Raw genomic sequence first — 15,551 nt, 5'->3', positions numbered from 1 at the left:
ACCCGACGACGAGGCCTGCCGAATCGAAATCAGCCACCCATCACGGATTCGTCGGTGGATCGAGGCTCAGCGAGCCAGCACGCGCTCGTAGACCTCGATCGTGCGAGCTGCGATCGCGTCCCACGCGAAGTGCGTTTCGGCACGTCGCCGGCCGGCCCTTCCCATGGTGCGTGCTCGCCCGGGATCGCCGACGACCGCGATGAGCGCGTCGGCCAGATCACGTACGAAACGATCGGGATCGAGCGGCGTTCCGGTGCCGTCGTCAGCCTGGTCGATGGGCACCAGTACGCCGGTGACGCCCGCCTCGACCACCTCGGGGATACCGCCGGTGGCGGTGCCGACGACCGGTGCGCCGCACGCCATCGCCTCGAGGTTCACGATGCCGAGCGGCTCGTATACCGACGGGCAGACGAACGTGGTCGCTGCTGTGAGCAGGGCGGTGAGTTCGGGCCGAGGCAGGTGCCGGTCGATCCACACGACGCCGTCGCGCTCGGTGCGCAGCACCTCGACGAGGCCGGTGACCTCGGCCATGATCTCGTCGGTGTCGGGCGCGCCCGCGCAGAGCACGAGCTGTACTTCTGGCGGCAGCAGCCGTGCGGCGCGCAGCAGGTAGGGCAGTCCCTTCTGCCGCGTGATGCGACCCACGAACACGATCGAGGGCCGATCAGGATCGACGCCGAGCGCACGCACGGTGTCGGGGTCGTCGTTCGGGGCCCAGTCGGCGAGGTCGATGCCGTTGTAGACGACCTCGACGCGTTCGGGATCGATCTGCGGATACGAGCGCAGGATGTCGCGACGCATGCCCGCGCTCACGGCGATCACCGCATCGGCGTCTTCGAAGGCGGTTCGCTCGACCCACGACGACAGCCGGTAGCCCCCGCCGAGCTGCTCGGCCTTCCACGGGCGCAGCGGCTCGAGGCTGTGGGCGGTGATGACATGGGGCATGCCGTGCAGGCGCTTCGCGGTGAACCCCGCGAAGTTCGCGTACCACGTGTGCGAGTGCACGACGTCGGCACCGGCGGTGTCGCCGGCGATCAACAGGTCGACGCCCATGGTCGCCAGCGCGGCATTGGCGCCGGCGAACTCGGCGGGGGTCGAATAGGCGGTCGTTCCCGCCTCGTCGCGGGGGGCTCCGAAGGCCCGCACCCGCACCTCGACGTCGCGTCGCAGCGCCCGCACGAGCTCGGCCGCGTGCACGCCGGCACCCCCGTAGACCTCGGGCGGATACTCGCGGGTGAGCAGGTCGATGCGCATACGGCAACGCTAGCGCAGGGGCATCCGACATGGTCTGTCTTCGAACGCGGCGATCGGGGGGCCCGTGGGTAGGGTGGTGGGCATGATGACGCGCAAGATATTCGGCATCGTCCTCGCGGGTGGCGAGGGCAAACGACTCATGCCGCTCACCGAAGATCGCGCGAAGCCCGCCGTCCCATTCGGCGGGCAGTACCGTCTCGTCGACTTCGCCCTCTCGAACCTGTTGAACTCGGGGCTGCGACAGATCGTCGTGCTCACGCAGTACAAGTCGCACAGCCTCGACCGCCATGTCTCGCAGACCTGGCGCATGAGCGGCCTGCTGAACTCGTACGTCGCATCGGTGCCGGCGCAGCAGCGACTCGGCAAGCGGTGGTTCTCGGGATCTGCCGACGCCATCCTGCAGAGCCTCAACCTCATCTACGACGAGCAGCCCGACATCATCGTCGTCGTCGGCGCCGACCACGTGTACCGCATGGACTTCGCGCAGATGATCGAGGCGCACATCGAATCCGGCGCCGAGGCCACCGTCGCCGCCATCCGGCAGCCCATCGAACTCGCCGACCAGTTCGGCGTCATCGAGGTCGACCCCACGCATCCGACCCGAATCCAGCAGTTCCTCGAGAAGCCCAAAGACCCGGTCGGCCTGCCCGACTCCCCCGACGAGGTGCTCGCCTCGATGGGCAACTACGTCTTCAACGCCGACGCCCTCATCGATGCGGTGCTGCGCGACGGTGAGCTGACCTCCTCGAGCCACGATATGGGCGGCGACATCATTCCCGCGTTCGTGTCGCAGGGCACGGCCGGCGTCTACGACCTGCAGAGGAACGAGGTGCCCGGCTCGACCGATCGCGACCGCTACTACTGGCGCGACGTGGGAACGATCGACTCGTTCTTCGAGGCGCACCAAGACCTCATCTCGGTGCTGCCGGTCTTCAACCTCTACAACCGTGAGTGGCCGATCTTCAGTCAGCAGCTGAACTCGCCGCCCGCGAAGTTCACCCGCGATGCCCGCGGCTCGCTCGGTACCGTCATCGACTCGATCGTGTCGCTCGGCTCGGTGATCTCGGGCGCGCACGTCGAGCGCAGTGTGCTGGGCCCATGGGCCATCGTCGGCTCGGGTGCGCACGTGGCCGACTCGATCCTGTTCGATCGCGCCCGCATCGAGGCCGGCGCCACCGTGCAGCGGGCGATCCTCGACAAAGACGTAGTCGTCGAAGAGAACGCGCGCGTCGGGGTCGACCGCGCCGAAGACATCGCCCGCGGCTACATCGTCACCGACAGCGACATCACCGTCGTGGGCAAGGGGTCCCACGTGCGCGCGCTGTCGTGACGGCATCTGCTCACGGCCGCAGGCGCGGCCCGCTCGTCGTGCTCGACGCCGATTCCACCCTCATCCGTGAAGAGGCGATCGAACTGCTCGCCGAGGCCGCCGGAAGCCTCGAGCACGTCACCGACGTCACCGAGCGGGCGATGCGCGGTGAACTCGACTTCGCCGAGAGCCTGCGCGAGCGCGTCGCGACCCTCGCCGGACTCGATGTCGACGTGCTCGCGTCGGCGCGCGAACGGATGACGCCCACCGATGGCGTGCATGAGCTCGTCGATCGCGTGCACGCGGCCGGCGGGCTCGTCGGCGTGGTGTCGGGCGGATTCCACGAGCTGCTCGACCCGCTCGCCGACCATCTCGGCCTCGACTTCTGCCGCGCGAACCGGCTCGAGGTCAGCGACGGCCGCCTCACGGGCCGGGTCGAAGGCCCGGTCGTCGACGCGGCCGCCAAGGCTCGAGCACTCGACGAATGGGCGCGCTCGAGCGGCATTCCACTTGCACGCACGGTCGCCGTGGGCGACGGCGCGAACGACCTGCAGATGCTCGGCGTCGCCGCGCTGGGCGTCGCGTTCTGCGCGAAGCCCGTCGTTCGCGAAGAGGCGGATGTCGCGATCGACACTCCTGACCTCAGCGCCGTGCTGCCGCTGCTCGGCCTTCGGGGCTGACCGTTCGGAGCTAGTGCCCCATGCCGAGGCCGCCGTCGACGGGGATGACCGCGCCCGAGATGTAGCCGGCGTCGTCGCCCGCGAGCCAGGTCACCACGCGGGCGACCTCGGCCGGCGACGCGTAGCGGCCGAGTGGGATGCTCTTCTTGTACTCGGCCTGCTGCGCCTCTGAGAGCTCATCGGTCATATCGGTCTCGATGAACCCGGGTGCCACGACGTTCGTCGTGATGTTGCGCGCGCCGAGCTCGCGGGTGAGCGAGCGCGCCATGCCCACGAGACCGGCTTTCGACGACGCGTAGTTGACCTGGCCCGCCGAGCCGAACAGCCCGACGACGCTCGAGATGAGCACGATGCGCCCGAACTTCGCCTTGAGCATGCCCTTCGAGGCCCGCTTGACGACTCGGAAGGCGCCCGTGAGGTTGGTGTCGATCACGCTCGTGAACTCGTCTTCGCTCATGCGCAGCAGCAGCGTGTCGCGCGTGATACCGGCGTTGGCGACGACCACCTCGACAGGGCCGAGTTCGGCTTCGATCTCGGTGAAGGCCCGGTCGATCGACTCGGCGTCGGTGACGTCGGCCCGCACCGTGAGCGAGCCCACGGGGCCTTCGCCCGAACGCGCCGTGACGGCCACCCGGTGGCCCTGGGCGATGAACTCGGTTGCGATCGCGTACCCGATGCCGCGGTTGCCGCCGGTCACGAGTACAGTGCGGCTCGTCGTCATGAGGGACTCCGTTCTGAGGGTTCGGGTGGGCTGCGGCCGAGTGGCCCGTTTCAGCATAGAGGCTCGCCGTTCGGGACATCCGCACCGCTCGAACCGACGTAGGCTTGGGAGTGGAGGAGCGCCGTCGGGCCACGGCGACCACGATGAAGCATCAGTCGATCACCTCGCTGCCCCCCTCGCCCGAGGAGGAGCGGCGGTCGCGAATGATCAAGTACTCGATCACCATGTCGATCCGGGTGCTGTGCATCTTCGCGATGCTCTTCGTCGACGGCTGGTGGCTCGCGGTGTGCGCCGCCGGCGCCATCTTCCTCCCCTATATCGCCGTGGTGCTCGCGAACGTGGCGAGTCCGACGAGACGACAGCCCGTGCTGCGCCCTGGCGCGATCGTGCCCCGCACTCCCCCGCCGTTCGAGCAGTCCCGAGAAAAGGCGCCCGAGCAGCCCGACCGTCCGTCCGACGAGCGCGGTGCGGCGTGATCGGCGGTCTCGGGGCGCCCCCGGCGCAGGGCACGTGCTCGCGCGCCGAATGCCGTGAGCCCGCTGCTTGGCGCATCGACTGGCGCAATCCGCGCATCCACACCGACGGCCGCAGCAAGACCTGGCTCGCATGCGACGAGCATGTCGACTACCTGCGCGGATTCCTCGAGGCGCGGTCGTTCCCGCTGGCCGTCGCGCCGTTCGTCACCGACGACACGAATCCGGATGCCTCGGCGGGAGGCCGCCCGTGAACGAATGGCGCTTCGTGCTCTCACGCCAGTGGGTGGGCTACCTCACGCTCACGGTGATCTTCGCGATCGTGTGCTGTGCGCTCGGCACGTGGCAGTTGAACCGGCGAGCCGAAGCACTCGCCGAGGTCGCCCGTATCGACGCGAACTACGACGCCGATCCGGTTCCGGTCGCTGAGGCGCTCCCCGACCCGGCGGCGTTCGACGTCGACCAGCGGTGGCAGGTCGTCGCGCTCTCGGGCGAGTTCCTCACCGACGACGAGGTCGTGGTGCGCAACAGACCGTTCGAGGGCAGCTCGGGGTTCCAGGTGATCACGCCGTTCCGCCTCGACGACGGCACCGTGTTCATGGTCGATCGAGGGTGGATCGCCCAGAACTCCGAGGGGCGACCGAGCGAGGCCGCCCCGCCGCCCAGTGGTCAGGTCGAGGTCGCCGCGCGCCTCAAGGCGGGCGAAGATCGCATCGCGGGCCGCACCTCGACCGGCGTCGAGCTCGCGACGATCGACCTCGACGAACTCGCCGAACGCGTCGGCGCGCCCGCATACACCGGCGCGTACGGCGTGCTCGTGCAGTCGGGTGCCGATGTCGACGAGCCTCCGCTCGCCGCCGCGCGACCGATCCGCGACGAGGGGCCGCATCTCTCGTACGCGCTGCAGTGGTATGTCTTCGCACTGCTCGGCTTCATCGGCCTCGCGTGGGCGGCCAACCAGGAGCGCAAGGCCATGGCCGAGGCATCCGGTGGTCGATCGACGAAACCGGCGCCGCACGAACCGAGGCGACCCAAGCGCGAGAAGCGCGATGAAGACGCCGACGTCGAAGACGGCATCCTCGATCGACGCTGAGTTGCGTCGCCCCGGCGGGCGGCGCAGAGACGCTAGGCCAGCTCGATGAGCTCTTGGTAGTCACGACTCCAGTGATCTTCGGTGCCGTCGGGCATGATCAGCACGCGCTCGGGATTCAGCGCCTCGACCGCGCCCGGGTCGTGCGAGACGAGCACGACCGAGCCTTCGTAGTGCGCGAGCGCGTCGAGGATCTCGGCGCGGCTCGCGGGGTCGAGGTTGTTCGTCGGCTCGTCGAGCAGCAGCACGTTCGCACCCGAGACGACGATCATCGCGAGCGCGAGCCGGGTCTTCTCGCCGCCCGAGAGCACGCCCGCGGGCTTGTGCACGTCGTCGCCGGTGAACAGGAACGAGCCGAGCACTTTGCGCGCCTCGGTCTCGGTGAGGTTCGGCGACGAGCTCACCATGTTCTCGAGCACGCTGCGCTTGACGTCGATGGTCTCGTGCTCCTGCGCGTAGTAGCCGACCCGCAGGCCGTGACCCGGCTCGACGACACCGGTGTCGGGTGCGTCGACGCCCGCGAGAATGCGCAGCAGCGTCGTCTTGCCGGCTCCGTTGAGCCCGATGATGACGACCTTCGACCCTCGGTCGATGGCGAGGTCGACGGCCGCGAAGATCTCGAGCGAACCGTAGCTCTTCGACAGGTCGCTCGCGGTGAGCGGCGTGCGGCCGCAGGGCGCGGGCGTCGGGAACCGCAGCTTGGCGACCCGATCGGCCGTGCGCACCTCTTCGAGGCCGGCGAGCAGCTTCTCGGCGCGGGCGACCATCTGGTGCGCCGCGGCGGCTTTCGACGCCTTCGCTCCGAACCGCGCGGCCTGCAGCTGCAGCGCCCCCGCCTTCTTCTCGGCGTTGGCTCGCTCCTTCTTGCGGCGCTCCTCGTCGGCGGCGCGCTGGCGCTGGTAGTGCTTCCAGCCCATGTTGTAGATGTCGATCATCGAGCGGTTCGCGTCGAGGTAGAACACCCGGTTGACGACCTCGCCGACGAGTTCGACGTCGTGGCTGATGACGATGACGCCGCCCTTGTAGGCCTTCAGGAACTCTCGCAGCCACACCACCGAGTCGGCGTCAAGGTGGTTGGTCGGCTCGTCGAGGATCATCGTGCCGGCATCTGAGAACAGGATGCGCGCAAGCTCGATGCGGCGGCGCTGACCGCCCGAGAGCGTCTTCAGCGGCTGGTCGAGAATGCGGTCGGGCAGGTTCAGGTTCGAGGCGATCGACGCCGCCTCGGCTTCTGCCGCATAGCCGCCGAGCGCGGTGAAGCGGTCGGTGAGGTTGCCGTACTTGCGCATCGCCTTCTCGGCGACCGCCGGGTCGTCGCTGGCCATGAGGTGCGACTGCTCGTGCATGCCGAGTGCGAGCGTGCCGAGGCCGCGCGCGTCGAGGATGCGGGTGCGGGCGAGCATCTCTGGATCGCCCGAGCGGGGGTCTTGAGGCAGGTAACCGATCTCACCCGAGCGGTCGATGCGCCCGTCGGTGGGCAGGGTCTCACCCGCGAGGGTCTTGGTGAGCGTGGTCTTGCCTGCGCCGTTTCGGCCGACGAGGCCGATCTTGTCGCCGTCGGAGACGCGGAAGTTCACGTGCTCCATGAGCACGCGTGCACCGACGCGGATCTCGAGATCATGGACGGCGAGCACGGTGATCCTCCGGGAGGGCTGGGTGGGTGGATGCGTGCCGACGGGCACAGCCTCCCAGTCTATCCCGCCGCGAATCGGGCTGCGGCGACGCGGGAGTGACTATGGCAGCGTACGTCGGGCCATCGGGGCGGACCCCCGCCTCTGCGCGGCGATCGTGGACCGCCTCACCTTCGGCGGCAGCATGCGAGTGCGACCCTGCCGCCGGTGCCCAGCGGTCGTCACTGACAAGGGGAATGTGGGATGCTCAGTTTGCTGCCGGTGTTCCCGCATCCTTGATGCTTGCTGGTAGCCCGGCACCCGTCGCTGGTCCTCTCCCCAGAGCCACTTAGCGACGGGTGCCGCGCATCTATCGAGCTACAGGCTCGGCACGGAGATGCCGATCTGTCGGCACAGCTCATCATCGGGCGCGTTGTTCTCATTCGGGAACACTGCAAGTCTCCCGTCTCGGAGTTGGCAGACGGTCGGGTTCGGAACCTCGATCGGACGCCAGGACGGTTCTTTCTCGGTTGGCACGGCCTTCCAGCTGGTCTCGCATGCGGCGAGAGCACCCGCGGCACGATCCTCGATGGTCAGCAGCGAGTCGCTCGGCCCATCGAGCAAGGTCGTGGTGCCGTGCGGCGCGCCGAGGTCGGCGACCGTGTAGCAATCGACGCTGTAGTTCATCTCTCTCGTGGTGGCCTGCGTGATCGCGATGGCCGAGGCTCCGGTGCCAATGGCTGCCACGAGGGCGATTGCCCCGATCGTCAGCCGGCGGTTGCGCATGCGGGCTGTCCTCTGACGTGCGATCTCGCCGAGAATGATGGTGCGCATCGATGAGGCCTGCGCCTCGGTTGGTCCAAGTTGTGTGTACATGGCGTGTCCTAGTCGCTTAGCCGAGTTCTGAGAGTCCGGCGGAGCCGGCTCAACCGGTTGCGAACCGTCGAATGCGTGGTGCCAAGGGCTCGTGCCGCGTCGGCGTAGCTGAGCCCTTCATCGATGCAGAGAGAGAAGAGGATCTGGTCCACTTCAGACAGCTCCGCCACGGCATCCTCGATGGATTCCTCGAGGACGCGGCGCTGGAGTTCGACTTCTGGGGAGAAGCGATGATCAGCGCGGGTCACCAGAGCGTTGTCGGTGACTTCGCGGCGCCGAGAGCGCGAACGGACGCGGTTCAGACCCGTGAGACGTGCGGTTGTGAGCAGCCATGGCAGCAGTGAGCGATCCACGATGCTGATCTCCGATGCCTTCGTCCAAGCAAGGATGAAGACATCTTGTGTGACGTCCTCGGCGTCGGCGCTGAGGCCCACGATGCTCAGCGCGTATCGATACACGGCCGTCACATGTCGGTCGTAGAGCAGCGCGAATGCGTGGTCGTCGTCGCGCTCTGCGAGGGCAAGGAGCTCGGCGTCTGCCAGCTCCTTGCTTTCCGCGATCACCCTCGTTGTGCTCATACCTTGTAGTGTCCGGTCGCTCGGGTTTCGTCTCAGATGATCCTTGACAGGTCATTTTCCACCCAGCATGCTGGGCGGAGTCGCCGCGGCTGGGCGGCGACACACATCTGGGGAGATGACAAATGAACAGAACGAAAACGCGGCTCGCCTTGGGAACGGGTATCATCGCCGCAACACTGATGTCCACTCTGGCGCTCGCTGCTCCGGCCCGGGCAAGCAGCGCAGACCCCGTCAGCGAAGACGTGCACTGCACTATCATCCTGGATACCAAGAGCGAGGTCTGTGTGCCCTCTGGTGAGGACCTCGCGGCGGCGGTTTACGAGGATACGGGGTACACGCTCGTCGAGACGACCACCGCTCCGACGGACGCACAGCTCGAGCGGGCCGCTGAGCAGAGACTTGCATACGTCCTCGCGAGGTTCTACGACGACGCGAGCTACGGCGGCTCGCACTTCGACGTCGCCGCGACCAGCGCGTGCAACGGATCGTTCGTCTGGTCGAACGTCATCGGGTCTTCCTGGTGGGGCCGGGTCAGTTCGTTCCAAGGATTCTCCGGATGCGTCGTTCGTATCTGGGAGACCACCAGCTACAGCGGTTCCAACTATGGGTATGTCGCCAACGCCCCAGGATTGGGCGCGATGAACGACAAGGCGAAGTCCTGGCAGGCCAAGTAACGGATGGAGGACGCGCCACACGGCGCGAATGAGTGGGAGCGGCGGCGAAAGCGTCGCTCCCCCTCATGTGAGCGGATGTCTCAGGCATCCGCCAGACTCGGAAGATGCCGAATCTCGCCAGCGACGCGCGTGTTCGTGCCGCGCGCCTCGAATCGCACGCACTGCGCGGCGGCATGCCGACGATCACGGCGGCCGTGCGCCGCCTCGGCGCCGTGCAGGCACAAGACTTCACCGCCGCGAAATGGGTGCTCGGCGCCCGCGTGCCGGGCTCGGTCGCGGCCGACGTCGACGCCGCGATCGAGTCGCGCGAGGTGGTGCGCTCCTGGCCGATGCGCGGCACGCTCCATCTGTTGCCGACCGAGATGTTGCGGCCGATCCTCGCCATCACCGGCCCTCGGGTGCTGCAACGCGCAGCCACGACCCACCGCGTCCTCGAGCTCGACGCGGCGGTCTATCGCCGGGCCCGCACGGTGGCGGAGCGCGAGCTCGCCGGCCGCTCCCTGTCGCGCGAGGAGCTACTGGCCACGTGGGAGTCGGCCGGCATCTCGACGAAGGGGCAGCGCGGCTACCATCTGATCTGGTGGCTCGCCCAAGACGCGGTGCTCTGCTGCGGTCCGGTGGAGGGGCGCGGCCAGCGATTCGTGCTGCTCGACGATTGGGCCCCCGATTCGAGCGAGCGGCCGGGTCGCGACGAGACGCTCGGGCGCCTGTTCGCATCGTACACAGCCGGACACGGTCCGGTGACGGTGCGCGACTTCGCGTGGTGGGCCGGGCTGACCCTCGGCGATGCGCGCACCGCACTCGCGGCGGCGGGCGACAGGGTCGTTCCGTTCGACGACGATCGGGTCGTGGCTGCCGACTCCGGCTGGCCGGCCGACATTTCGTCCACGACGCCGCGCACGTCGCGGCGGTTCGCCCTGGCCGCATTCGACGAGTACTACCTCGGCTACACCGATCGGGCGCCGATCGGCGATCCGCGCCATGCGAACCGCATCGTGCCCGGGTCGAACGGGGTCTTCCAGCCGATCCTCGTGAACGCAAAAGGGGTGGTCGACGGAGTGTGGCGGGTCGCACGGTCGAGAGGCGCGGCATCCGTCGAACTCGACGGCTTCGAACGGTCGATCGACCCCTCGGAGTACGCGACGGCCCTCTCGCGGTGGGCACGATTCCAGGGCGAGCGCGTCACATCGATCGCCGCGACGGCCTGAATCGGTCGCTCAACCCCGAACGGGCGGCACCGAGTCGCGGTACCGCCCGTTCCACGGGGTCGTCTGAGCTCAGGCGGCGACGCGCTCCACACGAACGAGCGAGAGCTCGTCGAGGATCGCCTCGAGCCGGCCCTCGAGCTCAGGCGTGGCGGCGAGTGCGCCATCCGCGCCGAGGATCGACCAGGGCGTCTCGACCTGGAGGTCGCCCGAGGTGCGGTCGAGGCCGAGGTTGCGCAGCACGAAGTCGAGCTGGCCGATCATGCGGCTCTCGGGGTAGGCGCCGTAGCCGACGATGCCCGCGAGCTTGCCCCTCCACTCGGCCTTGAGAAAGTCGAGCGCGTTCTTCAGCGAGCCCGGGAAGGAGCCGTTGTACTCGGGGCTGACGATCAGGAAGGCATCGGCCGCGGCCACACGCTCGGCCCACGCGAGCGTGTGCGGCAGTTCGTACTTGCCCATCGACGGCGGCAGCGCCTCATCGAAGAACGGCAGGTCGACCTGCTGCAGGTCGGCGACATCGATCTCGATGTCGCCGCGCTTCTGCGCCGTGGCGACCACCCAATCGGCGACGGTGTGACCGATGCGGGCTTGGCGGGTGCTGGCGACGATGACCATGAGCTTGGGCAAGAGTGTGCTCCTAGAAAGTGAGGGAAGAGGATCGTGGTTTGCCGAACAGCGTCGGGCTGCGCGGAGCGGGCGGCCCCGAGAACCGGGACCGCCCGATGGTGTCTGCGACTACTGCTGCAGCGAGGCCTGCAGTTCGAGGGTGATCGTGACCTGCTCGCCGAGCAGCACGCCACCGGTCTCGAGTGCGGCGTTGTAGGTGAGGCCGAAGTCCTCGCGGTTGATGACGGTCTTCGCGGTGGCGCCGCCCTTGTAGTTGCCGTAGGGGTCGCCGCCGAAGCCGCCGAAGTCGAAGTCGAACGTGACGCGGTTGGTGATGCCGCGGATCGTGAGGTTGCCGTCGACCTTGAAGTCGCCGGCCTCGACGCGAACGCCGGTCGAGACGAAGTCGATGGTCGGGTGGGTCTCTGCGTCGAAGAAATCGCCGGTGCGCAGGTGCGCGTCGCGGTTCGGCTCGTTGGTGGTGATCGATGCGACCTCGGCCGACGCGGTCACGCTCGAGTCGAGCGGGTTCTCGGCGGTCACGAAGGTGGCGTCGAAGCGCTCGAACTTGCCCTTCACCTTGCTGATCATGATGTGGCGGATGCTGAATCCGACCTCGCTGTGGGCGGGGTCGATCGTCCAGGTGCCGGCGCGGTAGCCGGGGATCTCGATCGTGGTCGCGGTGGTGTTCGTCATGCGGTGGGTGTCTCCAGAGTTCGCTTGCGGGGCGGCCGTTCGGCCACGTATATGCAAACACATGGAGGTGTCGCCGGTATTCCCGCTGCGTCGGAATTTCGTCGCCGCGGTTCGTGCTGCGGGCTCAGGACTCAGGGATCGGCGAGAGTGCGGCGCAGCGTCAGAACGCGTTCGACCGCGTCGTCGATGCGATCGGGCGTGATGCGTCCGTCGTCGATCGCCCCGACGATCGACGACACGAGTCCGTCGACCGAGATGCCGAACTCCGAGGGATCCGCCGGGAGCACGTACAACAGCAGGTCACCGCCGGCCGCGATCGCCCGCACCGCGTTCTCGCCCGGGTCGGCGAACTCGGGCAGGCCGTTGTGCTGCAGCATGAGCATGTCGTCGGTGACGACCACACCCTCGAAGCCGAGCTCCTCGCGAAGGATGCGGTGCCATTCGGGCGAGAGCGACGCCGGCGCCGCATCGACCGCGGGGTACGCGAGGTGGCCCGTCATCACGAGTTCGGCGCCTGCGTCGATGCCGGCTGCGAACGGCAGGGCAGGTCCGGCACGCCACTCGTCGAGCGAGAGTGACGCGGCGGGAATGCTCGAATGCGAATCGCCCGGCGCGGCACCGTGTCCGGGGAAGTGCTTGAGCGTGCTCGCGACGACGCCGCGTTCACCTGCCACGGCTGCGGCGACACGCTCGGCCGAGCCCACGGGATCGGTGCCGAGCACCCGGCTGTAGATGAACGAGTCCGCGTCGGAGGTGACATCGGCGACGATGCCGAAGTTCACGTTCGCGCCACCGGCGGCCACGCTCGCCGCCCGCGCCGCGAAGGCCTCGCGTGCGGCATCGGGAGCCGCCTCGCGCAGTGTGCCGGCGCTCGCCGCCGTGTCCCAGCCGAGACGAGCCACATCGCCGCCCTCCTGATCGACGCCGAAGAGCGGCGGAAGCGCAGGGTCGGCCGTCGTCGCAGCGGTCAGGGCGGTCAGCGACGCGGCATCGCCCGCGACGTTGTCGCCCATGAGGATGAGGCCCGAGACCCCCGCGTCGACATAGGCCCGCAACGGCGCCGCGTCGAGGCCCGGCGCGTGCAGCATGAGCAGCGCAGCCGCCTTCTGTTCGACCGTCATCGAGGCCATGCGGTCGTCGACCCACGCCGCGATCGGATCGAGCGGCGTAGGCGCCGGAACGGGTGTCGCCCGAGCACTGGGCGAAGGCGTCGGATCGGGTGACGACGGTGACGACGAGGCGCAGCCGATCATCGCGACGGCCAGCGTCGCGATGATGATCGGCAATGCCGGGCGGGTCGATCGCACCAGCCGAGTGTACGCTGCGTGTCCGGCACGAGGCTGGGGAGTCTCGTAGGTAGACTCGCTGCGCTCGAGGGGGTGGGAGGGTGCGCCGCAGGCTGAACATCGTTGCGAGGGCCGTCGTCGCAGTCGCCGTGGTGATCGCCCTGCTGACGGTGTCGCCGCCCACCCGGGTCGCGGCAGAGGAATACCCCACCCGACGCCACGGCGGCCCAGGCCGAGGCGACGGCGGCGGGCGAACGCATCGGTCGCCTCGCCGGCATGCTGTCGCGCACGGGCGGAGCCGAGGTGACCCTGCGGCTGGTGTTCGGCTCAGACGACGATGCCGACCTTCTCACCGGGCTCGCGCGCGCCGGACAGCTGGCGAACATCTACAGCAATGTCGCCGCCCGAGCCGACGCGGCACGCGCCGAGGCAACGGCAGTCAGTGCGCAGGCCGATGTCGCAGAACGCGAGCGCTCGCGTCTCGCGCAGGCGGCAGCGGATGCCGCAGACACGGCACTCGCGGCGCACGAGGCCGCACAGCAACGTGTCGCCGATCAGCAATCCACGCTCGACACCCTCTATGCCCAGCTCGCCGACCTGCGCGGGCGCACGGTCGACCTCGAGCGACACTTCCGTATCGGCGAGCAGGCGCGACGCGACGCCGAAGAACGCGAGCGCGCCGCGGCGGCTGCGGCAGCCGAGGGCGACGGCCGCGGCCACCGCACCGGCGGCACGAGCGCGCCGCCGCCCGGCGTCGTGGTCGACCCGGCCGCGGCCAGGGCGTACGCGGCCCGCGCGGTGGCGCGCTACGGCTGGGGCAGCGCCCAGTACGACTGCCTGGTGCGGTTGTGGACTCGCGAGTCGAGTTGGCGGGCCGACGCCTACAACGCGTCGAGCGGCGCGTACGGAATACCGCAATCGCTGCCCGGCAGCAAGATGGCCGCGGCGGGCGCCGATTGGCGTACGAACGCGGCGACGCAGATCGAGTGGGGGCTCTCGTATATCGCCGACCGTTACGGTGCACCGTGCGGCGCGTGGGCGCACTCCGAGGCGTACAACTGGTACTGATGCACGACGACCAACGCGAAGTGTTCCACCAGCACGCCGCCGAGGGCGTGCTGCTCCTCGGCGGCGGGGCCGCGATCCTGCTGCAGCTCGCCGACCCGCGGGTCGCACGCGGCGTCGCGCTCCACAGCGACTTCCGTGATCGACCCCTCGATCGGCTCGTCGGAACCCTCGACTACGTGTACGCCATCGGCTTCGGCGACGACGAGATGGTCGCCGCCGTGGTCGATGCGGTGAACGCGCGGCACCGACCGGTGCGTTCTCCTGCCGCCGAGGCAGGTGAACCGACCTACAGCGCTTTCGACGCCGACGCCCAACGTTGGGTTGCCTCGACCCTGCTCGCCACCGCGTTGCGGCTGCATGAGCGCCTCTGGGGTGCACTCGACGCCGCGACGGCCGACGTGATCGTGCGCAGTTACGGCGCACTCGGCTCGAGTCTGCAGGCCGCACGCGAGGGCTGGCCCGACTCACGGGCCGAGTTCGACGCGTGGTGGGGCGAACGCGTCGCCGCGCTGCAGGTCGGTGACGACGCGCGATCAGTCGCGAGATCGCTCCTCTCCGGGGCATCCGCCCTGCCGTTCGGATCGCGCGCGCTGCTGCCCCCGATCCGACTGATCACGGCGGCCCTCCTGCCGCCCGCGATCCGCGACGCGTACGGATTCAGGTGGACTCCGCGGGCGAGCCGCACCGCGGATGCGTGGATCCAGGCGATCGCCGTCGTCTGGCCATGGCTCCCGCGCGTCGTGCGTCACGCTCCGCTGCACGCATCTCTGCGGCGCATGAAGCGCCGCAGCCGGTACGCTGAGCATGAGCCACGAGGACGACGATGACCCAGCCAGTACCGCACCGCACCGAGGCGCTCGACAGCATCGATCGACGCATCGTCGCCGAGCTGAGCCGCGACGGCCGGCTGTCGGTCCGCACGCTCGCCGAGCGGGTGCACATCTCGCGAACGGCCGCACACAATCGGCTGCAGCAATTGCAGCAGCGCGGCGTCATCACCGGGTTCGGCGCGCAGATCGACCGCAAGGCGATCGGCCTCCACATCTCGGCGCTCGTGGTGGTGCGCATCGGCGACGTCTCGTGGGAGTCGATCGCCGAGAAGCTCGCGACGCTGCCGTTCGTCGAGAAGGTGCAGGCGGTGTCGGGTGACATCGACATCATCCTCACGGTGAGCGCGCCCGACCACGAGCAACTCAGCCAGGCGATCCTGCGCGACATCCACGACATGCCCGGTGTGGTGTCGACTCGGTCGCACCTGATCCTCGCCGAACTCGAGGGTCATCCGCCCGCGCAGACGCTGGACATCTGGCGCACCTGAGCCCCCTTCGGCGGACGAATGGCACGACCTTCGCCCCCCGGGGGCCGTTCGTTCACGGTTGCTCGCGGAGCCCTTCAGACCGGTTCAAGATGGCGCACGATGGCTGC

Annotated in this window: 18 protein-coding genes; 10 read left to right on the top strand and 8 right to left on the bottom strand. The window is 68.8% G+C overall.

Features of this window, described 5'->3' with window-relative positions; all coding sequences use genetic code 11:
• Positions 1-66: 66 nt before the first annotated feature.
• Positions 67-1,254 carry a glycogen synthase gene (gene glgA, locus ABD164_RS17715; protein ID WP_344297985.1) on the bottom strand — a complete coding sequence of 396 codons (1,188 nt, stop codon included), beginning with the start codon at positions 1,252-1,254 and terminating at the stop codon, positions 67-69.
• Between the two features lie 82 nt (positions 1,255-1,336).
• On the opposite strand from glgA, the gene glgC reads away from it, so the two are divergent.
• Together glgC and serB are read left to right on the top strand one after the other, a co-directional pair.
• A complete protein-coding gene (gene glgC, locus ABD164_RS17710; RefSeq protein WP_344297983.1) occupies positions 1,337-2,584 on the top strand; it encodes a glucose-1-phosphate adenylyltransferase in 1,248 nt (415 codons plus the stop codon).
• The gene (gene serB / locus ABD164_RS17705) at positions 2,581-3,243 is read left to right on the top strand and encodes a phosphoserine phosphatase SerB (RefSeq protein WP_344297981.1); all 663 of its coding nucleotides are present in this window, start codon (positions 2,581-2,583) and stop codon (positions 3,241-3,243) included. Before glgC ends, serB begins: the two co-directional genes overlap by 4 nt.
• A gap of 10 nt (positions 3,244-3,253) precedes the next feature.
• Here serB and ABD164_RS17700 read toward each other — a convergent pair whose 3' ends face one another.
• Complete coding sequence (locus ABD164_RS17700; protein WP_344297979.1) at positions 3,254-3,964, bottom strand: beta-ketoacyl-ACP reductase; 711 nt, start codon at positions 3,962-3,964, stop codon at positions 3,254-3,256.
• A 143-nt stretch (positions 3,965-4,107) separates the two neighbouring features.
• Between ABD164_RS17700 and ABD164_RS17695 the strand changes: the two genes are divergently transcribed.
• The 3 genes from ABD164_RS17695 to ABD164_RS17685 are packed head-to-tail and all read left to right on the top strand — an operon-like array spanning position 4,108 to position 5,530.
• Complete coding sequence (locus tag ABD164_RS17695; RefSeq protein ID WP_344297978.1) at positions 4,108-4,440, top strand: DUF3099 domain-containing protein; 333 nt, start codon at positions 4,108-4,110, stop codon at positions 4,438-4,440.
• Positions 4,437-4,691, top strand: coding sequence for a hypothetical protein (locus ABD164_RS17690; protein WP_344297976.1), 255 nt, complete (start codon positions 4,437-4,439; stop codon positions 4,689-4,691). Before ABD164_RS17695 ends, ABD164_RS17690 begins: the two co-directional genes overlap by 4 nt.
• Positions 4,688-5,530 (top strand): SURF1 family cytochrome oxidase biogenesis protein, encoded by an 843-nt coding sequence (locus ABD164_RS17685; protein ID WP_344297974.1) that lies wholly within the window; start codon positions 4,688-4,690, stop codon positions 5,528-5,530. Before ABD164_RS17690 ends, ABD164_RS17685 begins: the two co-directional genes overlap by 4 nt.
• Before the next feature lie 32 nt (positions 5,531-5,562).
• On the opposite strand, the gene ABD164_RS17680 is transcribed toward ABD164_RS17685, so the two are convergent.
• The 3 genes from ABD164_RS17680 to ABD164_RS17670 all read right to left on the bottom strand — a co-directional run bounded on the left by ABD164_RS17680 (position 5,563) and on the right by ABD164_RS17670 (position 8,591).
• On the bottom strand, positions 5,563-7,161 hold the full coding sequence (locus ABD164_RS17680) for an ABC-F family ATP-binding cassette domain-containing protein (RefSeq protein WP_344297972.1): 1,599 nt from the start codon (positions 7,159-7,161) through the stop codon (positions 5,563-5,565).
• Positions 7,162-7,515: 354 nt separating this feature from the next.
• The gene (locus tag ABD164_RS17675) at positions 7,516-7,971 is read right to left on the bottom strand and encodes a hypothetical protein (RefSeq protein ID WP_344297970.1); all 456 of its coding nucleotides are present in this window, start codon (positions 7,969-7,971) and stop codon (positions 7,516-7,518) included.
• Between the two features lie 50 nt (positions 7,972-8,021).
• On the bottom strand, positions 8,022-8,591 hold the full coding sequence (locus ABD164_RS17670) for an RNA polymerase sigma factor (protein WP_344297968.1): 570 nt from the start codon (positions 8,589-8,591) through the stop codon (positions 8,022-8,024).
• Positions 8,592-8,713: 122 nt separating this feature from the next.
• Between ABD164_RS17670 and ABD164_RS17665 the strand changes: the two genes are divergently transcribed.
• Together ABD164_RS17665 and ABD164_RS17660 are read left to right on the top strand one after the other, a co-directional pair.
• Positions 8,714-9,265 (top strand): hypothetical protein, encoded by a 552-nt coding sequence (locus ABD164_RS17665; RefSeq protein WP_344297966.1) that lies wholly within the window; start codon positions 8,714-8,716, stop codon positions 9,263-9,265.
• 104 nt (positions 9,266-9,369) lie between these two features.
• Positions 9,370-10,473 (top strand): winged helix DNA-binding domain-containing protein, encoded by a 1,104-nt coding sequence (locus ABD164_RS17660; protein ID WP_344297964.1) that lies wholly within the window; start codon positions 9,370-9,372, stop codon positions 10,471-10,473.
• Positions 10,474-10,542: 69 nt separating this feature from the next.
• Here the strand turns inward: ABD164_RS17660 and ABD164_RS17655 are convergent, their stop codons facing one another.
• From ABD164_RS17655 to ABD164_RS17645, 3 genes are all read right to left on the bottom strand, one after another.
• Positions 10,543-11,097 carry an NADPH-dependent FMN reductase gene (locus ABD164_RS17655; protein WP_344297962.1) on the bottom strand — a complete coding sequence of 185 codons (555 nt, stop codon included), beginning with the start codon at positions 11,095-11,097 and terminating at the stop codon, positions 10,543-10,545.
• Between the two features lie 108 nt (positions 11,098-11,205).
• Positions 11,206-11,772, bottom strand: a complete 567-nt coding sequence (locus ABD164_RS17650) for a YceI family protein (RefSeq protein ID WP_344297960.1) — start codon at positions 11,770-11,772, stop codon at positions 11,206-11,208.
• Between the two features lie 131 nt (positions 11,773-11,903).
• The gene (locus ABD164_RS17645) at positions 11,904-13,079 is read right to left on the bottom strand and encodes a glycoside hydrolase family 3 N-terminal domain-containing protein (RefSeq protein WP_344297958.1); all 1,176 of its coding nucleotides are present in this window, start codon (positions 13,077-13,079) and stop codon (positions 11,904-11,906) included.
• A gap of 255 nt (positions 13,080-13,334) precedes the next feature.
• Between ABD164_RS17645 and ABD164_RS17640 the strand changes: the two genes are divergently transcribed.
• From ABD164_RS17640 to ABD164_RS17630, 3 genes are read left to right on the top strand one after another with little or no spacing between them, the layout of a single operon-like run.
• Positions 13,335-14,126 carry an aggregation-promoting factor C-terminal-like domain-containing protein gene (locus ABD164_RS17640; RefSeq protein WP_344297956.1) on the top strand — a complete coding sequence of 264 codons (792 nt, stop codon included), beginning with the start codon at positions 13,335-13,337 and terminating at the stop codon, positions 14,124-14,126.
• Entirely contained in the window at positions 14,126-14,953 is an 828-nt protein-coding gene (locus ABD164_RS17635) for an oxygenase MpaB family protein (RefSeq protein ID WP_344297954.1), read from the top strand. Before ABD164_RS17640 ends, ABD164_RS17635 begins: the two co-directional genes overlap by 1 nt.
• Entirely contained in the window at positions 14,950-15,444 is a 495-nt protein-coding gene (locus tag ABD164_RS17630; protein ID WP_344297952.1) for an Lrp/AsnC family transcriptional regulator, read from the top strand. Before ABD164_RS17635 ends, ABD164_RS17630 begins: the two co-directional genes overlap by 4 nt.
• Positions 15,445-15,551 lie beyond the last annotated feature (107 nt).

The organism is Agromyces neolithicus, assembly GCF_039529735.1.
GTDB classification, from domain to species: domain Bacteria; phylum Actinomycetota; class Actinomycetes; order Actinomycetales; family Microbacteriaceae; genus Agromyces; species Agromyces neolithicus.
Note: the sequence above shows the minus strand (reverse complement) of the source record. Positions and strands in the feature narration are given on the sequence as shown.